This is a genomic window from Bradyrhizobium sp. 61 (assembly GCF_023073075.1).
Taxonomy (GTDB): Bacteria; Pseudomonadota; Alphaproteobacteria; order Rhizobiales; family Xanthobacteraceae; genus Bradyrhizobium; species Bradyrhizobium barranii.
This window is the reverse complement of the sequence record NZ_JADPIU010000008.1, coordinates 181,907-201,209: the sequence shown is the minus strand read 5'-3', so window position 1 is coordinate 201,209 and position 19,303 is coordinate 181,907. Positions and strand designations below refer to the sequence as shown.

General features: G+C 65.7%; 19 protein-coding genes. 7 read left to right on the top strand and 12 right to left on the bottom strand.

Annotation, left to right across the window (positions count from 1 at the left end; translation table 11 throughout):
* Nucleotides 1-69: 69 nt before the first annotated feature.
* From IVB46_RS03745 to IVB46_RS03735, 3 genes are all read right to left on the bottom strand, one after another.
* The gene (locus IVB46_RS03745) at nt 70-1,101 is read right to left on the bottom strand and encodes an MBL fold metallo-hydrolase (RefSeq protein ID WP_247309609.1); all 1,032 of its coding nucleotides are present in this window, start codon (nt 1,099-1,101) and stop codon (nt 70-72) included.
* Nucleotides 1,102-1,320: 219 nt separating this feature from the next.
* On the bottom strand, nt 1,321-1,971 hold the full coding sequence (locus IVB46_RS03740) for a response regulator transcription factor (protein WP_014494168.1): 651 nt from the start codon (nt 1,969-1,971) through the stop codon (nt 1,321-1,323).
* A gap of 7 nt (nt 1,972-1,978) precedes the next feature.
* Nucleotides 1,979-3,349 (bottom strand): histidine kinase, encoded by a 1,371-nt coding sequence (locus IVB46_RS03735; RefSeq protein ID WP_247309368.1) that lies wholly within the window; start codon nt 3,347-3,349, stop codon nt 1,979-1,981.
* 200 nt (nt 3,350-3,549) lie between these two features.
* Between IVB46_RS03735 and IVB46_RS03730 the strand changes: the two genes are divergently transcribed.
* From IVB46_RS03730 to IVB46_RS03710, 5 genes are all read left to right on the top strand, one after another.
* Complete coding sequence (locus IVB46_RS03730) at nt 3,550-4,320, top strand: MotA/TolQ/ExbB proton channel family protein (RefSeq protein ID WP_247309370.1); 771 nt, start codon at nt 3,550-3,552, stop codon at nt 4,318-4,320.
* Nucleotides 4,317-5,003, top strand: a complete 687-nt coding sequence (locus IVB46_RS03725) for a hypothetical protein (protein WP_028147462.1) — start codon at nt 4,317-4,319, stop codon at nt 5,001-5,003. The genes IVB46_RS03730 and IVB46_RS03725 overlap by 4 nt, the downstream gene beginning before the upstream one ends.
* The gene (locus IVB46_RS03720; RefSeq protein WP_231142282.1) at nt 4,996-5,601 is read left to right on the top strand and encodes a hypothetical protein; all 606 of its coding nucleotides are present in this window, start codon (nt 4,996-4,998) and stop codon (nt 5,599-5,601) included. The genes IVB46_RS03725 and IVB46_RS03720 overlap by 8 nt, the downstream gene beginning before the upstream one ends.
* A 117-nt stretch (nt 5,602-5,718) precedes the next feature.
* On the top strand, nt 5,719-6,459 hold the full coding sequence (locus IVB46_RS03715) for a metallophosphoesterase family protein (protein WP_247309372.1): 741 nt from the start codon (nt 5,719-5,721) through the stop codon (nt 6,457-6,459).
* A gap of 6 nt (nt 6,460-6,465) precedes the next feature.
* On the top strand, nt 6,466-7,899 hold the full coding sequence (locus tag IVB46_RS03710; protein WP_247309374.1) for a bifunctional serine/threonine-protein kinase/universal stress protein: 1,434 nt from the start codon (nt 6,466-6,468) through the stop codon (nt 7,897-7,899).
* A gap of 6 nt (nt 7,900-7,905) precedes the next feature.
* Here the strand turns inward: IVB46_RS03710 and IVB46_RS03705 are convergent, their stop codons facing one another.
* From IVB46_RS03705 to rpe, 3 genes are all read right to left on the bottom strand, one after another.
* Complete coding sequence (locus IVB46_RS03705; protein ID WP_014494175.1) at nt 7,906-8,097, bottom strand: hypothetical protein; 192 nt, start codon at nt 8,095-8,097, stop codon at nt 7,906-7,908.
* Between the two features lie 22 nt (nt 8,098-8,119).
* The gene (locus IVB46_RS03700) at nt 8,120-8,299 is read right to left on the bottom strand and encodes a hypothetical protein (protein ID WP_028147458.1); all 180 of its coding nucleotides are present in this window, start codon (nt 8,297-8,299) and stop codon (nt 8,120-8,122) included.
* A 298-nt stretch (nt 8,300-8,597) separates the two neighbouring features.
* A complete protein-coding gene (gene rpe, locus IVB46_RS03695) occupies nt 8,598-9,299 on the bottom strand; it encodes a ribulose-phosphate 3-epimerase (protein WP_028158459.1) in 702 nt (233 codons plus the stop codon).
* 252 nt (nt 9,300-9,551) lie between these two features.
* Between rpe and IVB46_RS03690 the strand changes: the two genes are divergently transcribed.
* Nucleotides 9,552-10,340, top strand: coding sequence for an EF-hand domain-containing protein (locus IVB46_RS03690; protein WP_247341995.1), 789 nt, complete (start codon nt 9,552-9,554; stop codon nt 10,338-10,340).
* A 213-nt stretch (nt 10,341-10,553) separates the two neighbouring features.
* On the opposite strand, the gene IVB46_RS03685 is transcribed toward IVB46_RS03690, so the two are convergent.
* Nucleotides 10,554-11,552, bottom strand: a complete 999-nt coding sequence (locus IVB46_RS03685; RefSeq protein WP_247309377.1) for a P1 family peptidase — start codon at nt 11,550-11,552, stop codon at nt 10,554-10,556.
* A 54-nt stretch (nt 11,553-11,606) separates the two neighbouring features.
* Entirely contained in the window at nt 11,607-14,459 is a 2,853-nt protein-coding gene (locus IVB46_RS03680; RefSeq protein ID WP_247309380.1) for a PAS domain S-box protein, read from the bottom strand.
* Nucleotides 14,460-14,654: 195 nt separating this feature from the next.
* Between IVB46_RS03680 and IVB46_RS03675 the strand changes: the two genes are divergently transcribed.
* Entirely contained in the window at nt 14,655-15,041 is a 387-nt protein-coding gene (locus IVB46_RS03675; protein ID WP_071912455.1) for a response regulator, read from the top strand.
* A 74-nt stretch (nt 15,042-15,115) separates the two neighbouring features.
* Here IVB46_RS03675 and IVB46_RS03670 read toward each other — a convergent pair whose 3' ends face one another.
* The 4 genes from IVB46_RS03670 to livM all read right to left on the bottom strand — a co-directional run bounded on the left by IVB46_RS03670 (nt 15,116) and on the right by livM (nt 19,297).
* Complete coding sequence (locus tag IVB46_RS03670; protein WP_028147453.1) at nt 15,116-16,234, bottom strand: branched-chain amino acid ABC transporter substrate-binding protein; 1,119 nt, start codon at nt 16,232-16,234, stop codon at nt 15,116-15,118.
* 161 nt (nt 16,235-16,395) lie between these two features.
* On the bottom strand, nt 16,396-17,139 hold the full coding sequence (locus IVB46_RS03665) for an ABC transporter ATP-binding protein (protein ID WP_247309389.1): 744 nt from the start codon (nt 17,137-17,139) through the stop codon (nt 16,396-16,398).
* Complete coding sequence (locus IVB46_RS03660; protein WP_063982403.1) at nt 17,136-17,981, bottom strand: ATP-binding cassette domain-containing protein; 846 nt, start codon at nt 17,979-17,981, stop codon at nt 17,136-17,138. The genes IVB46_RS03665 and IVB46_RS03660 overlap by 4 nt, the downstream gene beginning before the upstream one ends.
* Entirely contained in the window at nt 17,978-19,297 is a 1,320-nt protein-coding gene (gene livM, locus IVB46_RS03655) for a high-affinity branched-chain amino acid ABC transporter permease LivM (RefSeq protein WP_346016110.1), read from the bottom strand. Before livM ends, IVB46_RS03660 begins: the two co-directional genes overlap by 4 nt.
* Nucleotides 19,298-19,303: the final 6 nt, after the last annotated feature.

Sequence of the window (19,303 nt, the reverse complement as noted above, 5' to 3'; positions counted from 1 at the left end):
CCAAAGCGCGACGGTGTCGGTTCCATTCCGCTCGCCTCACGCGCTGGATAAAGGCGCGAACTGCGCGCGCTAGAGCGCGGATCCCGACCGCAGGCCGCGCGACCGCAAGATGCCGAACGGGTCTTCACGCCCGGCCAGTTTCCGATATGTCGCAAGGTCGTCAAGCGTCGGACCTTCTCCGCGTCGGACATTCCCACTCGTTCCAACCGGAATCGACGTGCCGAGGCCGGCATAGAGATAGCTGTCGCCGAACGCCTTCTTGAGCGCGGCAAAAGTCGGTTCACCGGTGCAATGTCCCGGTGCTACGGCGTCGACCTTGAACCTGTCCTTCAGAGCGGTAACGACTTTCGCGATTGCCTCGTCAGGCGCCACGACCAGATGAAATCCGCCCACGATGAGATGAATCTTGGGATTGATCCCGGTCGCCGCTTCGACAATGCGCTCGATCCCGGGGTGCGAACAACCGACCAGAAGGACTACGCCTTCTGCGGTGTTGACGGCCAGAGACAGCTCCTTGAGCTCTCTTGTCCCGGGCGCGTCGGAGATCAGCGAAATCAGCGTAATCCCAGGAGCAATCTCGGTCGTCTGATCGATCAGTTCGAAGTTTGCATTGGCCCATGCCGAGCCGAACTTCATCACCGCTGGGGGCTTGCCTCCGTAGTACCGCATCTCCGGTGGCAGGGCCTCGTCTTTCCGGAAGAAGGCGGAAGGCAGCGAAGAGCCGTAGATGCCAAATCCTTCCTTCGGCGCGTAGATCTTGACGGTCGGATTGACGCTCAGGACGTAGGACAAGCCCGCCATATGATCGGAGTGGCGGTGCGAAAGAACGACAAAGTCGAGGTCCGAGAGGTTGACGCCCCTGGCCTTCACGTTTGCCGCGAAGATCTCGGGGTCGTTACCCGTGTCGAACAAGATGCGTTTTCCCGCGACTTCGACAAGGGCGGAAAAACCCCAGTCCTTTGTCATCGCGTCATTTGTGCCGAAGGCGTCATAAAGAATGGTGATCTGGTCTTTCGCCTCGGCTGCTGCGCACTCGGCGGTTCCGATCGCGAAAACGTTGAAGGCGATCAGTGCGGCAAGAAGACTGTCCCTGATCTTCATGGAAGCGTCTCCTGTTGTCGTGCGAAACATACAACGGGAACGAGGGCGGCTTCGAAAGAGCCGGGCCAAAAGGCTCGCGTCAAGATCGGAGCCCAACAGACATCCACCGGCGGTCTCGTGCCGGATGCCGTGGCTGCGATTGAGCCTAGCACAATCCGAGAGCGACTGGAGACCTTCGTTGTGGCGGCCGGAACCAGATAGGCGTCCAGCCGCCAGGCTCTAGATCCTTGTCAGCCCGCAGCTCGCTGCCAGCCGCACGAGCTGCGCGTCGGTGCGCGCGCCGGTCTTGGTCTTGATCAAATAGTGATAGTTCTGCACCGTCTTGACGCTGAGATTGAGATGCGCAGCAATCTGCTCGGTCGTCGCGCCGCCGGCGAATTGGCGCAGGATCTCGATCTCGCGCTCACCCAGTTGGTCCAGCGCCGAGCCCGCCGACAGGCTGTCCTCGGCCAGGATATGTGCGATGTCGTCGCTCATGGCGCGCTCGCCGCGCGCAACGCTGCGGATCGCGGTGACGACCGCGGAGGGTTCGCTGCTCTTGGTGACGAAGCCGCTGGCGCCGGCGCTGAAGGCGGCTTTCACCAGCACGGCTTCGTTGTGCATGGTGAAGACGAGGATGCGCGCCCGCGGGCTGCGCGCGCGAATGTTGCGGATCGCCTCCAGCCCGCTCGCGCCGGGCATCGAGATATCCAGCAGGACGACATCAGGGTCGTGCGCCTTGAAGGCGCCGTAGGCGTCGGCCGCGTTGTCGGCCTCCGCCACGACATGGAGATCGCCCTGGCTCTCCAGCACGCGCCGGTAGCCTTGCCGGACGATCGGATGGTCGTCGACCAACAGCACGGAGATGCCTGTTGCCGCGACATCGCTCATGTCGGCCTCACGCGGCGAGCGGGATGGTGGCGGCGACGCTGAGGCCTCCTCGCGCAGGCAGGATCGAGAGCGATCCGCCGGCCGCCGCGACCCGCTCGCGGATGCCGGTGAGACCGAAGCCGGTCGACTGCGCCACGCGTGCCGCGTCGCCGCCGCCGTCGTCCTCGACACGGATCAGTAACGCGTCGTCGTCACCGGCGCGCCGCTCGATGCGCAAGGAGATTTCGCGCGCCGAGCTGTGGCGCAGTGCGTTGGTCAGGCATTCCTGCGCCACGCGATAGGCGGTGGTGGCGGCCGGGCCGCTGATGTCGGTGAGGTCGCCCCTGAGATCGAGCCGGATGGTCGGCTGCGCTGCGCTTTGCGAGCGCCAGCTGTCCACCAAATTGACCAGGCTGGCCTCGAGCCCGAGCTCCTCGGGCAGGGGATTGCGCAGGCGTTTGAGCGCATCGCGCAGCGAGGCCATCAGATGATGGGTGGCCTGCGAGATCATGCGCGCGTCCTGCGCGATTGCGTTATCCTTGCTCTCCTTCGCGCTTGCGGTCTCGATCGTGTTGGCAAAGGCGAGGATGGCGGAGAGATTTTGGCCGAACTCGTCGTGCAGCTCGCGGGCGAGCGCGCGGCGTTCGTCGTCACGGATCTCGATCAGCCGCCTTGTCAGCGCCGCGCGCTGTTCGGTGGCTTCCTCCAGCCGGCCGCCGAGCTCGCCGACGGCGCTGCCGATCATCGCCAGCTCCATGGAGCGGAAGCGCGGCAGTTTCGTGCGATACTGGCCCCGCGCCATGCGCTGGAGCGCGGCGACGATGGTGCGCGCCGGCGCCAGCGCGTGCGCGATGGCAAGCGACGCCAAAAGCGCGATCGCCGCCGCCATCAGAAGCGCGACATCGACCACGTTGAGGAGATACTCCCAGGCAAGCGAGATGGCCGCTGCGGCATCCGGCGTCGCGACGACCGTTCCGGCGGCTGCCGCGCGGGGACTGACGGGCCTTATCACTTCGGCGTGGCTGCCGAGGAAGATGGGTACGATCGCGGTGAACCAGTGCGGCGGCGTCTTGCCTAGCCCCACGCTCTGGCCGCACAGCGGCCTTTCGAATGCGATGGCCGGCTGGAACTCGACGCAGACGCCGGGCGAGATCAGCTTCATCGTCTCCAGGGTGCGCCACTCCGGAACCGGCAAGAGCTGCTCGCGCGTTCTGCTGCTGCGCAACAAGAACTCGTGCCAGTACAGCGCCTGAAGCGCCTGCGCGACCCGCTGCGCCGAGGCCGCGGTCGCCCGGTCGACGCTGCGATAGGCGTCGAACGTGGCCCAGACGGTCGCAGCGCCAAGGCAGAGCGCGACGATGAGAAGCAGACGGGCGACAAGCTGAAGCACGAGGCGCATGCGATCACCCTCAACGTTTGGTAAGGTCAGCCTAACAACGCCGCCGCGCCTTGCCAATTGCGGGGTTTGGGCCGGATTGCAGCTCGGGCAAATTTCCCAAGCCGGATTGGGCATGGCTCTTTGGACCGCGCGCGGCGGCTTTGATCTAATCGGGGTGGAATCGTTGCAGGCCAATCCCTGCAAGCCAGGAGCAGTGCAGCATGAGTTCGATGACGATTGGACCGATCGCGGGGTCTGCTGCCGACCGATCCGAGCGCAGTGCGCTGCTGTTCTGGATGATCTTCACCGGGCTGTCGATCTTCGCCGTCGTGCTGCTGTGGCGCTTCGGCCTGATCCGCCTGATGCTGACCTCGGACCGCACCTACATTTCCAGCGTGATCGCGCTGCTCTATGTCCTTACCTGCGGCCACTGCTTCCTGCGGACACGGGCGATCGCCCGTGAAGGCGCGGCGGCGCGGCGCTGCCGGGCGGTGCTCGCGGCGCCCGGGGGCAGCAAGGTGCTCGACGGCAGCGCGGCCGCGCTGCCACGCGGGCTGGTGCGGGACCATATCGAGAGCCTCGTGACGAAAGCGTCCGCGCAGGACTACCGGGCGGTCGACCAGACGCTGCTGCTGCGGACGCTGGCCGACCGGCTGCGCGGCTCCAACGGCTTCGGTGCTTTTGTCTCGGACACGCTGATGAAGCTTGGCCTGCTCGGCACCATCATCGGCTTCATCATCATGCTGGCGCCGATCGCGGGGCTGGATGCCGCCGACAAGGTCGCGATGCGTTCCTCGATGGGGCTGATGAGCGACGGCATGGCGGTCGCGATGTACACGACGCTGGCGGGCCTCGTCGGCTCGATCCTGGTCCGCATCCAGTATTACATGCTGGATGCCGCGACCCAGCGGGTGTTCTCGGACGCGGTGGTGCTGACCGAGACCTATGTGACGCCGGTGCTGGAGCGCAAAGGCGCTGGAACCGCGTCATGATGGATGACTTTGGTCTCTATCCGCGCGAGGAGCCGTTCGATCCGCTGGGCGTGATGCTGTTCAAGGCGCTCCAGGTGATCGCCTTCCTGTTCTTTCTCGCGCTCCTCGCGGTGTCGCCCGATGCCAAGGACGGCAAGATCGATTCCAAGGCCGAGTTCATGATCACGCTGGACTGGCCGGACAGCCATCCAGACGATCTCGACCTGTTCGTGCAGGATCCCGCCGGCAACATCGCTTGGTATCGCCACCGCGAAGCCGGCTTCCTCACGCTCGACCGGGACGACCGGGGCGGGGCCAACGACTTCATCATGGTCAACGGCAAGAAGATCGCCTCGCCGATCCGCGAGGAGATCGTCACGGTGCGCGGCATCCTCGCCGGCGAATACACCGTCAACGTCTCACATTTCGTGGCGACGACCGGCGAACCGGTCCAGGCCAATGTGAAGGTGCAGAAGCTCAATCCGACCGCGCAGGTGGTCTTCGACAACAAATTCACGCTCGATCACACCGGCGACGAGAAGACCGCGGTGCGGTTCCGGCTCGATGCGGAGGGAAAGGTCGTCAATGTGGACCAGCGGCCGAAATCGCTGCTGGAGACGTTCCGCAGCAGTTGGCGCAACGGCGCCGATCTCGACCCGCGGACGGGGGTGAGCAAGAACGCTGTGAGGGTGCGCCGTGACTAGCCTGCAAACGGTCATCCTCACGCTGTCGGTCGCCTACGCCGTCATCGGCGCGTTGTTGCTGGTCGTGCTGGTCTATGCGCGGCTGCACTGGTCGTTCAAGGCGGTGGCAGTGGTCGTGACCAGCGCCTTCTATGTCGTCAGCTTCACCGAGATGCGCGGACTGCTCGGCTGGGCCAGCGCCGACCGGCTGCCGGCGACCTTCAAGCTGCTGAAGGCCCGCATCGTCGAGCCGCATTCGCTGGAAGGCGATCCCGGCTCGATCTATCTCTGGGTCGAGCAGCTGGATGACGACAATCGCCCGAGCGGCATCCCGCGCGCCTTTCGTGTGCCCTACAATGACAGGCTGGCCGACAAGACCCATGCGGCGGAGAACGAGATCGCGCTGGGACATCCGCAGGGAGGCCGTGCCGCCGATTTCGGTGGCGGCGATGGCAGTCTCATTGACATGGTCCGGGAATATGTGACGCCGAAGACCATTTTGGAGACCACCGGCGGCGATTCCTCGACCGGCGAATTCCTCGCACCTCCGGCCGGCGCGCAAGGCGCGGTGTTCACCCCGATTCCGCCGCCTCGGATGCCGCCGAAGGACGAGCAATAGGCTCTTCACCATCGCGACAGGGGCACGCTGGAAAACGGACCCGCACTGGCGCATCTTCTTGACGTCCCTCAATTTGGCCTTATCGGCTTCCGATAAGGCCTTTGGGGTGGAGGGTGCGTGCTTCTCGCTGTCTTCTCGGATATCCACGGCAACCGGCAGGCGTTCGAGGCCTGCCTGAAGGTTGCCCGCGCGAAGGGCGCGGAGCGGTTCGTCCTGCTCGGCGATTTCGTCGGCTATGGCGCCGATCCGGAATGGGTCGTGGATACCGCGATGGGTCTGGTCCGGGAGGGCGCCATCGCCGTCCGCGGCAATCATGACGAGGCGGTCAACACCACGACCGAAGCCATGAATGCGGAGGCGCAGATCGCGATCGAATGGACGCGCGGGCGGCTCGACGTCGCGCAGCGGCGGTTCCTCGCCGAGCTGCCAATGCTGGTGGATGAGAAGGAGCGCCTTTACGTCCACTCGGAGGCCTCGAGCCCGCAGCGCTGGCACTATGTCCGTTCGACGGCGGATGCCGCCAAGAGCCTGATATCGACGCCCGCCCATGTCACCTTCTGCGGCCACATCCATCGCCCGGCGCTCTATTCGATGTCGGTGACGGCGAAGATGACGGGCCTCGTGCCCAAGACCGACGTTTCCGTGCCGCTGCTGCGCGGGCGGCAATGGCTGGCCGTGCTCGGCTCGGTGGGCCAGCCCCGCGATGGCGATCCATCCGCGGCCTTCGTGCTGTTCGAGACCGTGTCGTGCCAGATCACCTATTGCCGCGCGCCCTATGACATCGCGAGCGCGGCGAACAAGATTCGCGAGAACGGCCTGCCGCCCTGGCTCGCCGACCGGCTGTCGCAGGGACGCTAGAGGCCGATGCCGCAATCCCTGGTCAAATCAGGCGCCGAGATCGACGGCTACACCATCGGCGAATGCGTCCATGCCGGCGGCATGGCGACGCTGTGGACCGTCACCCATCCCGGCATCGACGTGCCGCTGCTGATGAAGATTCCGCGGGTGTCGGAGGGCGAGGACCCCGCCGCAATCGTCTCGTTCGAGATGGAGATGATGATCTTGCCGCGGCTCGCCGGCCCGCACGTGCCCTCGTGTTTCGGCACCGGTGACTTCGCGCACCAGGCCTACGCCGTGATCGAGCGCATTCCCGGGACCACGCTCTACAAGCGGCTGCCCGACCTGCCGCTCCCGTACGAGGAGGCGCGGCAGCTCGTCGCGAAGATCGCCGCCGCGCTGGCCGATCTGCACCGGCAGAACGTGATCCATCACGACATCAAGCCGAGCAGCATCATGTTCCGCGATAGCGGCGAGGCGGTCCTGATCGATTACGGCTTGTCGCACCACAACCATCTGCCGGACCTGTTGCAGGAAGAATTCCGCCTGCCTTACGGCACCGCGCCCTACATGGCGCCCGAGCGGCTGTTGGGGGTGCGCGACGATCCGCGCAGCGATCTGTTTTCGCTGGGCGTGCTGCTCTATTTCTTCACCACCGGCGAGCGTCCCTTCGGAGAGGGCGAGACGCTGCGCGCGATGCGTCGCCGGCTGTGGCGCGATCCGCATCCGCCGCGCGAATTGCGCGCGGACTATCCGCCCTGGCTTCAGGAGGTGGTGCTGCGCTGTCTCGAGATCGAGCCGGTGCGGCGCTATCCGACCGCGTCCCAGCTCGCCTTCGATCTCGCTCATCCGGATCAGGTCAGGCTCACCGCGCGTTCGGAACGGCTGAAGCGCGACCCCTTGAGCGTCGCCTGGCGGCGGCGCTTCAACCTGGGTGTCATGGCGCCGCGCGCGAAATCGGACGTGGCCGCGCAAATCGCCTCCAGCCCGATCCTCGCGGTCGCGCTCGACACGGTGGAAGGCGCGGGCGAGCTGAACGAGGCGCTGCGCGTGACGACCGAGCGCATTCTCGCGACGCTGCCGTCGGCGCGGCTTGCCTGCGTCAACGTGCTCAAGCTCAACCGCATCGCGATCGACCGGACGCTCGACGAGCAGGGCTCCAACAAGCATATCGACCGCCTGGTCGCGCTCCGGCATTGGGCGATGCCGCTTAAGCTGGATGAGAGCCGGCTGTCGGTTCACGTGCTGGAAGCCGTTGATCCCGCCGCGGCGCTGCTGGAATTCGCCGAGGTCAATCAGGTTGACCACGTCATCATCGGCGCGCGGCAGAGCTCGTTCCGCCGCGCGCTGCTCGGCAGCGTCTCGGCCAAGGTGGCCTCGGAGGCGGCCTGCACCGTCACTGTGGTGCGGCCGCCGCGGATGGCTGCTGCGAAACCGGACGCCGGCGTCGTGTGGGGCTAGGAAAGATCACGCCGCGTGGGCGGCGTGGACGGAGCGCTTGCGGCGGATCGGCCAGCAGAATTGCGGGCCGGGCTCGCCGTGATCCGCGCCGCCGCCGAAATACTGGATGATCTCGCGGCAGGGCTCGCAATTGAAGAGGTTACGCGACGCGGATGCCTTGGTCATTTCCTTCAGGCAGTTCGGGCAGTGCGGTTTCATCGGGCGTGGTCCAGAATAGAATTCAATGCCGGCGCGGTGACCGGAGCGGGTGATCCGGGTCCGCCATCTCGGGCCCGGTGTCGTCGCGCCTCTCGCCTTCGGTGCGTTCGAGCCGACCGAAGAAATAGTCGAGGTCAGGATGCGGGCGCCGCGGGATGCGGCACCTGCGCTTCGCTTGACGCTTCACGAGCGCGATCTGCATGGGCTCAGGCCCGATACCAGTCGCGACGGACGATGCGGGCCGAACGTGCCGGCACCCTCGCCGGTCCGGCCGATGGGCCAAACACAACAAACGCACTGAAACCAAGCCACAACGCCACGCCAGTCCAAACCAGGGTCGTCGTCATGATGTGCTCCCGCGAAAACAGGCAAGAATCACTAGCGGTGATTTGCACGAATCAGGGAAGCCCGGAGGAGTACGGATCAAGGTGCAATTTAGGCATTGCGCGTCGCAACGCCCGTAAGACCCGCAGCTTTTCAGCAAATATGTTGCTTGTGCTTCAGATCGCTTCGCCGCGTGCGCCTGCGGCGGCGTTACGGATCGCGGCGATGTTGGTCTTGTACGCTTCCTGCGTGCCGCCCTTGAACACGGAGGTGCCGGCGACGAAGGCGTTGGCGCCCGCCGCGGCCAGGGGACCCGCGACATCGGGACCGACGCCGCCATCGACCTCGATGTCGATCGGACGTCCCGCCGTCATCGCGCGGATGTCGCGGATCTTGCCGATCGCAGAGGGGATGAAGGCCTGGCCGCCGAAGCCGGGATTGACCGACATCACCAGCACGAGGTCGACGAGGTCGATGACGTATTCGAGCACGCTGATCGGCGTGCCCGGGTTGAGCGAGACGCCGGCCTTCTTGCCGAGCGCGCGGATCGCCTGGAGCGAGCGGTGCAGATGGGGACCTGCTTCCGCATGCACGGTGATGTGGTCACAGCCGGCTTTGGCGAAGGCCTCGAGATAGGGGTCGCAGGGCGAGATCATCAGATGCGCGTCGAAGATCTTCTTGGTGTGCGGGCGCATCGCCTTGATGACGTCGGGGCCGTAGGAGATGTTGGGAACGAAATGACCGTCCATCACGTCGAGATGGATCCAATCGGCGCCGGCCGCGTCCACCGCGCGCACCTCTTCGCCGAGCCTGGAGAAGTCCGAGGCCAGGATCGAGGGCGCGATGGCCAGGGGGCGGGGAGTGAAGGCTTGGGTCATGGCGCGGTGTCCCGTGGCGGCCGTGAAAGATGATGCTCGCCTAACATGGGCCTCTCAGCCGGGCAATGCAGGGGTGGCGTGCTTCCTGTGGGCGGAAATTTCTGCCGCGACCGGCATGAATTGCCGGTGTTCCGGAGCCGCGCCAGGCGTCGCGAAGGCGGATTTCATTGAGCTTTTTGCGCTGGCACGACGCTTGCTGACATCACCGCCAGAACATTGGCTGCGGCGTGCCGCATCGGTTGGAGTTGTGCAATGTTGTTTGCCCTTGGTGCCGTATCGAGCGCGCTCGACGCGATCCAGTCGCTGACGAAGTCGAAATCGTCCTCGTCGACCCAGAACACGGGGTCTTCGCAGAACGCGCCGATCAATCCGTTCGCGATCGACAGCGGCAGCAGCACGACCAGCGGCGCGACCTCGCCGGTCAATGCCGGCAAAACTCCGCAAATCTCGCCGGAGACCATGAACGCGCTGTTCGCCGCGCAGAGCCAGTCGTCCAGCGGCACCGGCAGCACGGCCAGCTCGACCTCGTCGAGCTCGACGTCTTCGACCTCGACGAGCCGCGACGCCGCGCTGAAGGACTTGTTCTCCCAGATCGACGGGGACGGCGACGGCAAGATCACCAAGTCCGAATTCGAGAACGCGCTCGGGGCCGGCGGCACCAACCTCGCGCAGGCCGATGACGTGTTCTCGAAGATGGATACGAATTCCGACGGCAGCGTCAGCCTGGATGAGATGTCGAAGGCGCTGAAGAGCGGCCATCACGGCCATGCCCACGGTGCCAGCGGCTCCGGCGATGGATCGGATTCCGCCTCGAAGTCGAGCGGCGGGTCGACCTCGACCACGACGACCGCTGCCGACGGCTCGACCACCACCACCGTCACCTATGCCGACGGCTTCAAGATGTCGACGACCGTCCCGGGCGCCTCCAGCTCCTCTCGCAATTCGGCCTACGATCTGTTCGCGCAGTTGATGCAGCGGCAAGGCGGGCAGGGCCAAGGCGCCTCAGCGACCGCCGGCTCGTCGATGTCGATGAGCGTCTGACGCCCACTCGCTGTCATGCCCCGGCTTGCCGCCTTCGCTAAAGCTTCGGCGGCCGAGCACCCTTGTGGCCCCGGCGTAGCCTTGGCGGAGCCGGGACCGGGGCATCCGGTACGCCGCGGCTTCTCGGTTCAATCACAACTGTCTCTGGGATACTGGATCGCCCGGTCTTCGCCGGCCGATGACGCGCGATATACGGTGAGAGGCGCGTGCCCCTTACGCGCCGAAGCGGTCCTTCCACGCCGGTAATGCTCCCGCAAACGGCAGCGCGGTTGCGCTGTACACGCCGCGCGCGATCGCGCGCGCGACCACGTTGGCGGCGACCGTGCCGAGCTCGGTGAGGCCGACCAGCGGCTCGATCGGCTTCTCACAGGTCGCAGCCGCAAACAGCACGTCGCCGTCGGTCGGGGCATGCACGGGATAGATGGCGCGGGCAAATCCGGTGTGCGCGATCATCGCAAGCCGCTTGGCCTGGGCCTTGGTCAGCGTGGCATCGGTGACGACGAGGCCGATCGTGGTGTTCTCGCGCGCGCTCGCGGCCGGGCCGCCCTTGATGCGCATCGCCAGCATGTCAGGCGTGAATTTGGATGGTAGGCCGCGCCCGCCGAACTCGCCGTTCTCCTCGAACGGCGCCGCCCAGAACCACGGTCCCTCGCCGACGGTTGCGCTGCCGACCGCGTTGACGACCATGATGGCGGCCACCTTGATGCCGTTGGGCAGGACCGCTGAAGCCGAGCCGAGCCCGCCCTTGAAGGTCGCGGTGGTACAGCCGAGGCCTGCGCCGACGCTGCCCAGCGCGAAGTCGTGGCCCGCGGCCACAGCTGCCGCGTAACCGAGATCGCGATAGGGCGCGAAGCGACCCCAGGCCTTGTCGCCGCCGTTGAGCAGGTCGAACACGATGGCGCCCGGCACGATCGGGATCACCGCCTCGCGAATCCGGAAACCGCGGCCCTGTTCGGCAAGCCAGGCCTGGACGCCGCCGCCGGTCTCGATGCCAAAGGCGGAGCCGCCGGACAGCGCGATCGCGTCGATGCGCTCGACCGTGCTGGCAAGATCGAGCAGCGCATCCTCGCGCGTGCCGGGCCCGCCGCCGCGCACGTCGATCGCCGCGACCGCCGGGGCATCGAAGATGATCGCTGTCGTGCCAGAGGCGACTTTCGCATCCTCGGCATGGCCGACGCGGACGCCGGCGATATCGGTAAGCAGGTTTTTCAAGGCCGGCACTCCATGCGCTTCAGGCATCAGCGATAGCGCACCGATGCCGCGCGCTCAACTCGCCAGCGCGGTCCTGAGCATCTTGGCAAGCTCGGATTTGCGATAGGGCTTGGCCAGCAGCAGCACGCCGGAATCGAGCCGGCCGTGATGGACGATGGCGTTCTCGGTGTAGCCCGAGGTGAACAGCGTCTTCAGGTCGGGACGCCGCCGTACCGCCTCGTCCGCGAGCTGGCGGCCGTTCATGTGGCCGGGCATGATAATGTCGGTGAAGAGCAGGTCGATGCCCTTGTCGGCATCGATGATGGTGAGGGCTTCGGCCGCATTGGCGGCTTCGAGCGCGGCATAGCCGAGGCTCTTGATCTGGGTCACGACATATTGCCGTACCAGCGCGTCGTCCTCGACGATCAGGATCTTCTCGTCGCCGCCGGCGATGGGCACGTTCTGGAGCGACTCGTACTCGCTCTCCTGCACGCCGCTCGAGCGCGGCAGGTAGATCTTCACGCTCGTGCCGTGGCCTTCCTCGCTGTAGATCTTGATGTGTCCGCCGGACTGCTTGACGAAGCCGAACACCATGCTGAGCCCGAGCCCGGTGCCCTTGCCGACCTCCTTGGTGGTGAAGAACGGGTCGAACACCCGCTCCATCAGGTCCGGCGGAATGCCGGTGCCGGTGTCGCTGACCGCGATCATCACATAGCTGCCGGCGACGACGTCGGGATTCATGCTGGCATAGCCGTCGTCGAGGAAGATGTTGCGGGTCTCCAGCACCAGCGTGCCGCCGTCCGGCATGGCGTCGCGCGCGTTCAGCGCGAGATTGAGGATCGCGGTGGAAAGCTGGCCCGGGTCGACCAGCGCCGGCCAGGCATCCTCGGTGAGCTGCGGCATGATGGTGATCTGCTCGCCGAGGGTCGGGTGCAGCAGCTTGGCGGCCTCGAGCGCCAACGCATTGACGTCGATCTCGCGCGGCTGGAGCGGCTGCTTGCGGGCAAAGGCGAGCAGGTGCTTGGTTAGTTGCGCGCCGCGCTCGGCGGCGTCGTCGATCAGCTTGGTGATGGCGGCGAGCTCGGGACGGTCGGCCACCGCATCCGCGAGGATGCCGATCGTGCCGGTGATGACGGTCAGCACGTTGTTGAAATCGTGGGCGACGCCGCCGGTCAGCTGGCCGATGGAGTCCATTTTCTGGACCTGCCTGAGCTGGGCTTCCGCGGCCTGCTTCTCGGTGAGGTCGCGGCCGATGAAGAAATGGCGCTTCACCGGCTCCGACCAGGTCCCCATCCAGTTCAGCGTCACCTCGTGACCGTCGTAGTGGTAGTAGCGCGCCTCGAAGCTGCGCTTGACCGCGCCACGCCGCGCCGCGCGCATCTCGCTGCGGGTGTTGTCGAGGTCATCGGGGTGAATGAACTCGATGGCGCTGTGCCCGATCATGTCCTCCGGCTTGTACCCGAGGATGTCCTTCACGCTCGGGCTGATCTGGATGAAATTGCCGTAACCGTCCGTCACGAGGATCAGGTCCTGCGAGGTCTCGAAGATGCGCTGGCGCTCCTCGATCTCGCGGTTGAGAGCGGATTCCGCCCGCTTCCGCTCGGTGATGTCGCGGGCGACCTTGGAGGCGCCGATGATCTTGCCGTCGGTCGATCGCAGCGGGACCTGGCTCAGCAGGACGTCGATCGGCTGGCCACTCTTGTGCAGCCGCACGGTCTCGTGCTGGTCGATGACCTCGCCGTTGCGGGTGCGGGCCAGCATTTCGGCGACTTCCTCGCGCTGCCCCTCGGGCATGATGATATCGACCTGGCGGCCGATCGCCTCGCTGGCGGAGTAGCCGAAGACGTGCTCTGCCGCCTTGTTCCAGGACGTGATGGTGCCGTCGAGCGACTTCGTGATGATGGCGTCGTTGGAGGACTCGACGACGGCGCTGAACAGCCGCTCGCGCTCGGCATAATAGTTCCGCTCCGAGCTCGACTGCCGCTGCAGCGCGCCGACCATGCCTGCCGTGTTGGCCTGGAGCCGCACGTTCTCGATGAGCAGCACCGCGAGCACGAAACTCGACGCAAAGAGGCCGTAGAGCCGGCCGGCATAGAAGCCGAGGTCGAAACGCGCGACGTTGACGATCGCCGACAGCGCGATGTCGAACAGCCAGGCGCACATCGTGACCATGAGCCAGATGTCGATCACCGTGTGCGGCTTGCGAAACCACAGCGTGACCAGCGCCGCGAAGCTCAGGGACCACACGAACGACACCACGCCGATCATGGTGGGGGTGTAGTGGCCGTCCTTGAGCAGGACCGGCAGCAGGCCGTGCTGCGCAGTCACCAGCCAGGCGAAGACGGTCAACGCGACGACCACGCCGGCGACGGAAAGTGCGATCGCGGGAGCCGTCGCGCCCGCAACCCTGTTGCCGCCGTTGCCGTCCTTGAGCCAGGCATAGGCCAGCACGAACAGCGGGAAACCGGCGTGCCAGATCATGTAGAGCCAGACGGTGGTCTGTGAGCCTGCACCGAACAATCCGGCCGGGGCGAACAGCCCGGGGAAGGTGAGGGCGTGGGTCACCGCGGCGCCCGCCGTGAACAGATAGCCGATCGACAGCAGCAGCAGCGCGCGGCTGCGCAGCACGGCGAACTGCGACAGCAGCAAAACGGCGGTGATGATGTCGCTGACCGCGAGCGCCGACTGGTAGCTCGCCACGAAGGCCGGCACCTGTGCGAGCGGCAAGCCCGCAAACGGTACCGCCAGTGCGAACAGGATCGCGGAGATGCCGACGATCGCCAACGCAGCCCTGCGATCGCTTCGCGTAGCCGGCAAGGTCGACAGGAATGTGCTTCGGTCGTTAGGCGCTAGCACGTCGATCTCTCGTAAGCCGGCATGATGACCTCCTACGTCAATCTCTTCCGGCCGGGAAGCCGCTACCCGCATGGTAGCCCGCTCCGGGCGCGCATCCTGACAGAAAGCGCATGCGACTCAACCGAAGGTTACAGCTTATTTAACTTGGGGTGGGACTTGGAACAGGTAGCTGGTAAGAGGTGATTTACCGGGACAGACCCATACTGCCTTGCCGGGCACTTGCGGTGAATTGAACCAAATAATGATACGTATCCGGGAGTTGTTCCCATGCGCCGTGTTCTCGTTGTCGACGACCAGAAGGAGGTCCGCGCCATGGTCGCGATCGTGCTTCGGGTCAACCGCTTTGACGTCGTCGAAGCCGAGAGCGGCGCAGCGGGCCTGAAAGCCTTCAGCGAGGGCGCTTTCGATGCCGCGATCGTCGATATTTTCCTGGCCGACACCAGCGGCGTTGACGTCATGGCGGCCATTCGCGAGCGAGTTCCCGGGTTCCCGATCGTCGCGGTCTCCGGCATGACCGCGCTGGATTTCATGGGCGAGGCGCCTGGTCTGGCCGACGTGGTATGCCTGCAAAAGCCATTTCGGCCGAACGATCTCCTGCAAGCGCTCCACAAGGCCCAGGCTGCGGCGGGCGGCGAACTCTCCGCAGCCGTGTGACCGCACGGCGAAAGAAAACGCCCCGGCGAACCGGGGCGTTGGATTGATCTGATTAAAAGGTCAGGCATCCTGTCTCAGGTGCCGTTGCCCTTGATCTCGGCGTAGCCGCCCTTGGCGTCCCACTTGTAGACGACATAGTCGAGCTGCTTGATGTCGCCCTTGGCGTCATACTCGATCGGGCCGATCACGGTGTCCCACTTGCCGGCCTTGATCGCCGCCATGACCTTCTTGGCATCCGTGGTGCCGGCCTTCTTTGCCGCCTGCGACCAGACCTGCATCGCCGCGTAGGTGTAGAGCGTATAGCCCTCGGGGTCGATGTTCTTGGCCTTGAAGGCGTCGACGATCTTCTTCGCGGTCGGCTTGTTGCGCGGATCGGGGCCGAAGGTGAACAGCGTGCCTTCGCCGGCCGGACCGGTGATGGAGGCGTACTCCTTGTCGGCGAGCGCGTCGCCGGCCATCAGGATCGTCTTGAGGCCCTGGTCACGCATCTGGCGCAGGATCAGGCCGCTCTCCTGATGATAGCCGCCGACATAGACGAGGTCGATGTTGTCGCGCTTCAGGCGCGAGACGATCGCGTTGAAGTCCTTGTCGCCCTTGTTGTAGGACTCGTACATCTTCTCGGTGATGCCGGCCTTGTTGAGCGCCTTCTTGGTCTCGTCGGCGAGACCCTTGCCGTAGGTGGTCTTGTCGTTGAGGATCGCGATGTTCTTGCCCTTGTAGTTCTTGGCGATGTACTGCGCCGCGACCAGGCCCTGCTGGTCGTCACGGCCGCAGACGCGCGCCACGTTCCAGAGTCCGCTATCGGTGAACTTCGGATTGGTCGAGGCGGGGGTAATCTGGAGCACGTTGCCGTCGGCATAGGCTTCGGAGGCGGGGATCGACGACGACGAGCAATAGTGCCCGGCCACGAACGGGATTTTCGCGCCGGCGATCTTTTCGGCGATCGAGCGCGCCTGCTTCGGGTCGCAGGCGTCGTCCTCGACGTTGAGCGCGAGCTTCTTGCCGTTGACGCCGCCGGCGGCGTTGATGTCAGCCACGGCCATCTCGGCGCCGTTCTTCATCTGGCGGCCGAAGGCGGATTCTCCGCCGGTCATCGGGCCTGCGACTGCGACGGTGACATCCTGCGCGAACGCCGCGCTCGATAGCGCGATCGACGCGCCGAATGCCAGACCGATGAGCTTCAGTGATTTCATGAGATACCTCGCGGGTGGTCGCCTGTGGAAGTTGCCGGATACGCCCGGTCCAAACCGGCGCCATTCTCGAATGAATCTCGGGAGAAGTCACCGGCAAAATACGGGCATTGGCGGAGATATCTCGCCACATTAGGCCGCACGGGCTCCGCCGTCGGGCAACCTCAGCCGTGCCGGCCGCCTTCCAGGTAGGCGGCGCGAATCTCGGGGCGCTGCAACAACTCGGCGCCGGTCCCGGCCAGCGTGATCAGGCCGTTGACCATGACGTAACCGCGATGGGCGAGCTTCAGCGCATGGTTGGCGTTCTGCTCGACGATCAGGACCGTCAGGCCGTCCTGGCGGTTCAGGGTGCGGATCGCATCGAAAATCTGGCGCGCGATCAGCGGCGCCAGCCCGAGCGAGGGCTCGTCGAGCAGAAGCAGGCGGGGGCGGCTCATCAGGGCGCGGCCGATTGCCAGCATCTGCTGCTCGCCGCCGGACAGCGTTCCGCCGCGCTGGGCGTAGCGCTCCTTCAGCCGTGGGAACAGCGTGAACACGCGTTGCAGCGTGGCCTCGCGTTCGGCGTCGGTGCATCCGGTGGCGTCCGCCCCCATCTGGAGGTTTTCCGCCACGCTCATGCGCGGGAAGATGCGGCGGCCTTCCGGCGATTGCGCGATGCGCAAATGGGCGATCTCATGGGTGGGAACGTCGGTGATGTCACGGCCTTCGTACAGGATCTGGCCGGCGCGGGCGCGCGGCTTGCCGAAGATCGTCATCATCAGCGTCGACTTGCCGGCGCCGTTGGCGCCGATCAGCGCGACGATCTCGCCGGCGCTGATCTCGACATCGACGCCCTTCAGCGCCTCGATCTTGCCGTAGGCGGCGCGAAGGCCCCGGATCGAGAGCAGGGGAGTGGACGCCGACGTCACGACCCGCTCTCCATCACGGCGACGGCCTCTTCCTCGTCGGTGCCGAGATAGGCGGCGATCACCTTGGGATCGTCGCGGATCTCGCGCGGAGAGCCTTCCGCGATCTTGACGCCATGGTCCATCACCACGATGTGGTCGGAGATCTCCATCACGACCGACATGTCGTGCTCGATCAGCAGGATCGAGGTGCCGAGCTCGTTGCGGATCGAGAGCAGGAGCTCGCTCAGGGCGGCGCTCTCGCGCGCGTTGAGACCCGCGGCGGGCTCGTCCAGGCACAAAAGCGCGGGCTCGGTGCACATCGCGCGCGCAATCTCGAGCCTGCGCTGGTCGCCATAGGCGAAATTGCCGGCGGCATCGTCGGCGCGGTCGAGCAGATTGACCCGCTTCAGCCAGTCGGTGGCGAGGTCGATCGCGCGCTTTTCGGCGTCGCGGTAGCCGGGCGCGCCGATGAGGCCGAGAAAGGTGAAGCCGGAGGCGCGCATCAACGCGTTGTGCTGCGCCACCATCAGGTTTTCCAGCGCGGTCATACCGGGAAACAGGCGGATGTTCTGGAAGGTGCGCGCCACCTTGGCCTGCTTGGCGATGCGGAAATCGTTGAGCCGCTCCAGCGCAATCACCTTGCCGTCGTCATGGGTGAGGCGAATGGCGCCGCCGCTCGGCTTGTAGAAGCCGGTGATGCAGTTGAACACGGTGGTCTTGCCGGCGCCGTTCGGTCCGATCAGCGCGGTGATCTTCTTCCGTTCGGCCGCAAACGACAGGTCCTGCACGGCGACGATGCCGCCGAAGCGCATGGTCAGCCGGTCGACGCCAAGAATCTTGTCGCTAATCTTGTCGCCGCTCATCCGTGCCCTTCCTTGACGAGGTCGGAGGAGATCGCCTGCGCCTTGGTCAGATACACGGTCGGCGCGCGATGGCCGATCAGGCCGCGCGGCCGCCAGATCATGATCAGCACCATGGCCATGCCGAACACCAGCATGCGGTAGGTCTCGAGGCTGCGGAACAGCTCGAAGCCGCCGATCATGGCGAGGGCGGCGAGCGCGACGCCGAGCTGCGAGCCCATGCCGCCGAGCACGACGATGGCGAGCACCAGCGCCGATTCCTGGAAGGTGAAGGATTCCGGGCTGATGAAGCCCTGGCGCGTCGCGAAGAACGCACCGGCAAAGCCGCCGAACATGGCGCCGGTCGCGAACGCCGTGAGCTTGGTGGTCGTGGTGTTGATGCCGAGCGCGCGGCAGGCGACCTCGTCCTCGCGCAAGGCCTCCCAGGCGCGGCCGATCGGCAGACGGCGCAGCCGGATCGTCACCCAGTTGGTGAGCAGCGCAAGCGCCAGGATCACGTAGAACAGGAAGACGATGCGCTGGGTCGGCGAATATTCGATGCCGAGCCTGGCGGCGAGCCCGTTGTCGCTGTTGTCCAGCGGGATGCCGAAGAACGAGGGGCGGGGAATGCTGGAGACGCCGTTAGGGCCGCCGGTGAGGCTCTGCCAGTTGATGATGACGAGGCGGATGATCTCGCCGAAGGCGAGCGTCACGATGGCGAGGTAGTCGCCGCGCAGGCGCAGCACGGGGAAGCCGAGCAGCACGCCCCAGAACGCGGCGAGGATGCCGGCGAGCGGCAGGCAGACCCAGAACGACCAGCCGAAATTGGTGGCGAGCAGCGCGTAGGAATAGGCGCCGACCGCATAGAAGGCGACGTAGCCGAGGTCGAGCAGGCCGGCGAGGCCGACCACGACGTTCAGCCCCCAGCCGAGCATGACATAGGTGAGCACGAGGATCGCGAGGTCGAGGATATAGCGCTGATCATAGAAGATCACCGGCACAAGCACCGTGAAGATCAGAAGTGCGGGCGCCAAGTAACGGCCCAGAAACGACATGCCGCTGCGTATAGCCGGCGGCACCAGCTTGTCGGTGCCGCTGGAACCGATCCACTGTCGCAACAGCCCGAGCACGATCGAGCCGCCGAACACGGCGGCAACGAGGGAGGCGACCTCGCCGAAGCGGGTCCAATAGGTGAGCTGGCCGTCGGAACCCGCTTCGGTGCGGACGCCGACCATCAGCGAGAACAGCACCAGCGCGATCAGGGCGTTGACGAAGGCCGTCTTCAGCAGAGCGGGGATGTCCGTTGCAGGTTTGGTCGTGTTGCTCGAGAGAATTGTCACGCGGCG

Bases quoted from the DNA above. Each gene is read 5' to 3' on its own strand.
- IVB46_RS03745 (WP_247309609.1), bottom strand. From the start codon at position 1,101: ATGAAGATCAGGGACAGTCTTCTTGCCGCACTGATCGCCTTCAACGTT.
- IVB46_RS03740 (WP_014494168.1), bottom strand. From the start codon at position 1,971: ATGAGCGATGTCGCGGCAACAGGCATCTCCGTGCTGTTGGTCGACGAC.
- IVB46_RS03735 (WP_247309368.1), bottom strand. From the start codon at position 3,349: ATGCGCCTCGTGCTTCAGCTTGTCGCCCGTCTGCTTCTCATCGTCGCG.
- IVB46_RS03730 (WP_247309370.1), top strand. From the start codon at position 3,550: ATGAGTTCGATGACGATTGGACCGATCGCGGGGTCTGCTGCCGACCGA.
- IVB46_RS03725 (WP_028147462.1), top strand. From the start codon at position 4,317: ATGATGGATGACTTTGGTCTCTATCCGCGCGAGGAGCCGTTCGATCCG.
- IVB46_RS03710 (WP_247309374.1), top strand. From the start codon at position 6,466: ATGCCGCAATCCCTGGTCAAATCAGGCGCCGAGATCGACGGCTACACC.
- IVB46_RS03705 (WP_014494175.1), bottom strand. From the start codon at position 8,097: ATGAAACCGCACTGCCCGAACTGCCTGAAGGAAATGACCAAGGCATCC.
- IVB46_RS03700 (WP_028147458.1), bottom strand. From the start codon at position 8,299: ATGCAGATCGCGCTCGTGAAGCGTCAAGCGAAGCGCAGGTGCCGCATC.
- rpe (WP_028158459.1), bottom strand. From the start codon at position 9,299: ATGACCCAAGCCTTCACTCCCCGCCCCCTGGCCATCGCGCCCTCGATC.
- IVB46_RS03690 (WP_247341995.1), top strand. From the start codon at position 9,552: ATGTTGTTTGCCCTTGGTGCCGTATCGAGCGCGCTCGACGCGATCCAG.
- IVB46_RS03680 (WP_247309380.1), bottom strand. From the start codon at position 14,459: ATGCGGGTAGCGGCTTCCCGGCCGGAAGAGATTGACGTAGGAGGTCAT.
- IVB46_RS03675 (WP_071912455.1), top strand. From the start codon at position 14,655: ATGCGCCGTGTTCTCGTTGTCGACGACCAGAAGGAGGTCCGCGCCATG.
- IVB46_RS03670 (WP_028147453.1), bottom strand. From the start codon at position 16,234: ATGAAATCACTGAAGCTCATCGGTCTGGCATTCGGCGCGTCGATCGCG.
- IVB46_RS03660 (WP_063982403.1), bottom strand. From the start codon at position 17,981: ATGAGCGGCGACAAGATTAGCGACAAGATTCTTGGCGTCGACCGGCTG.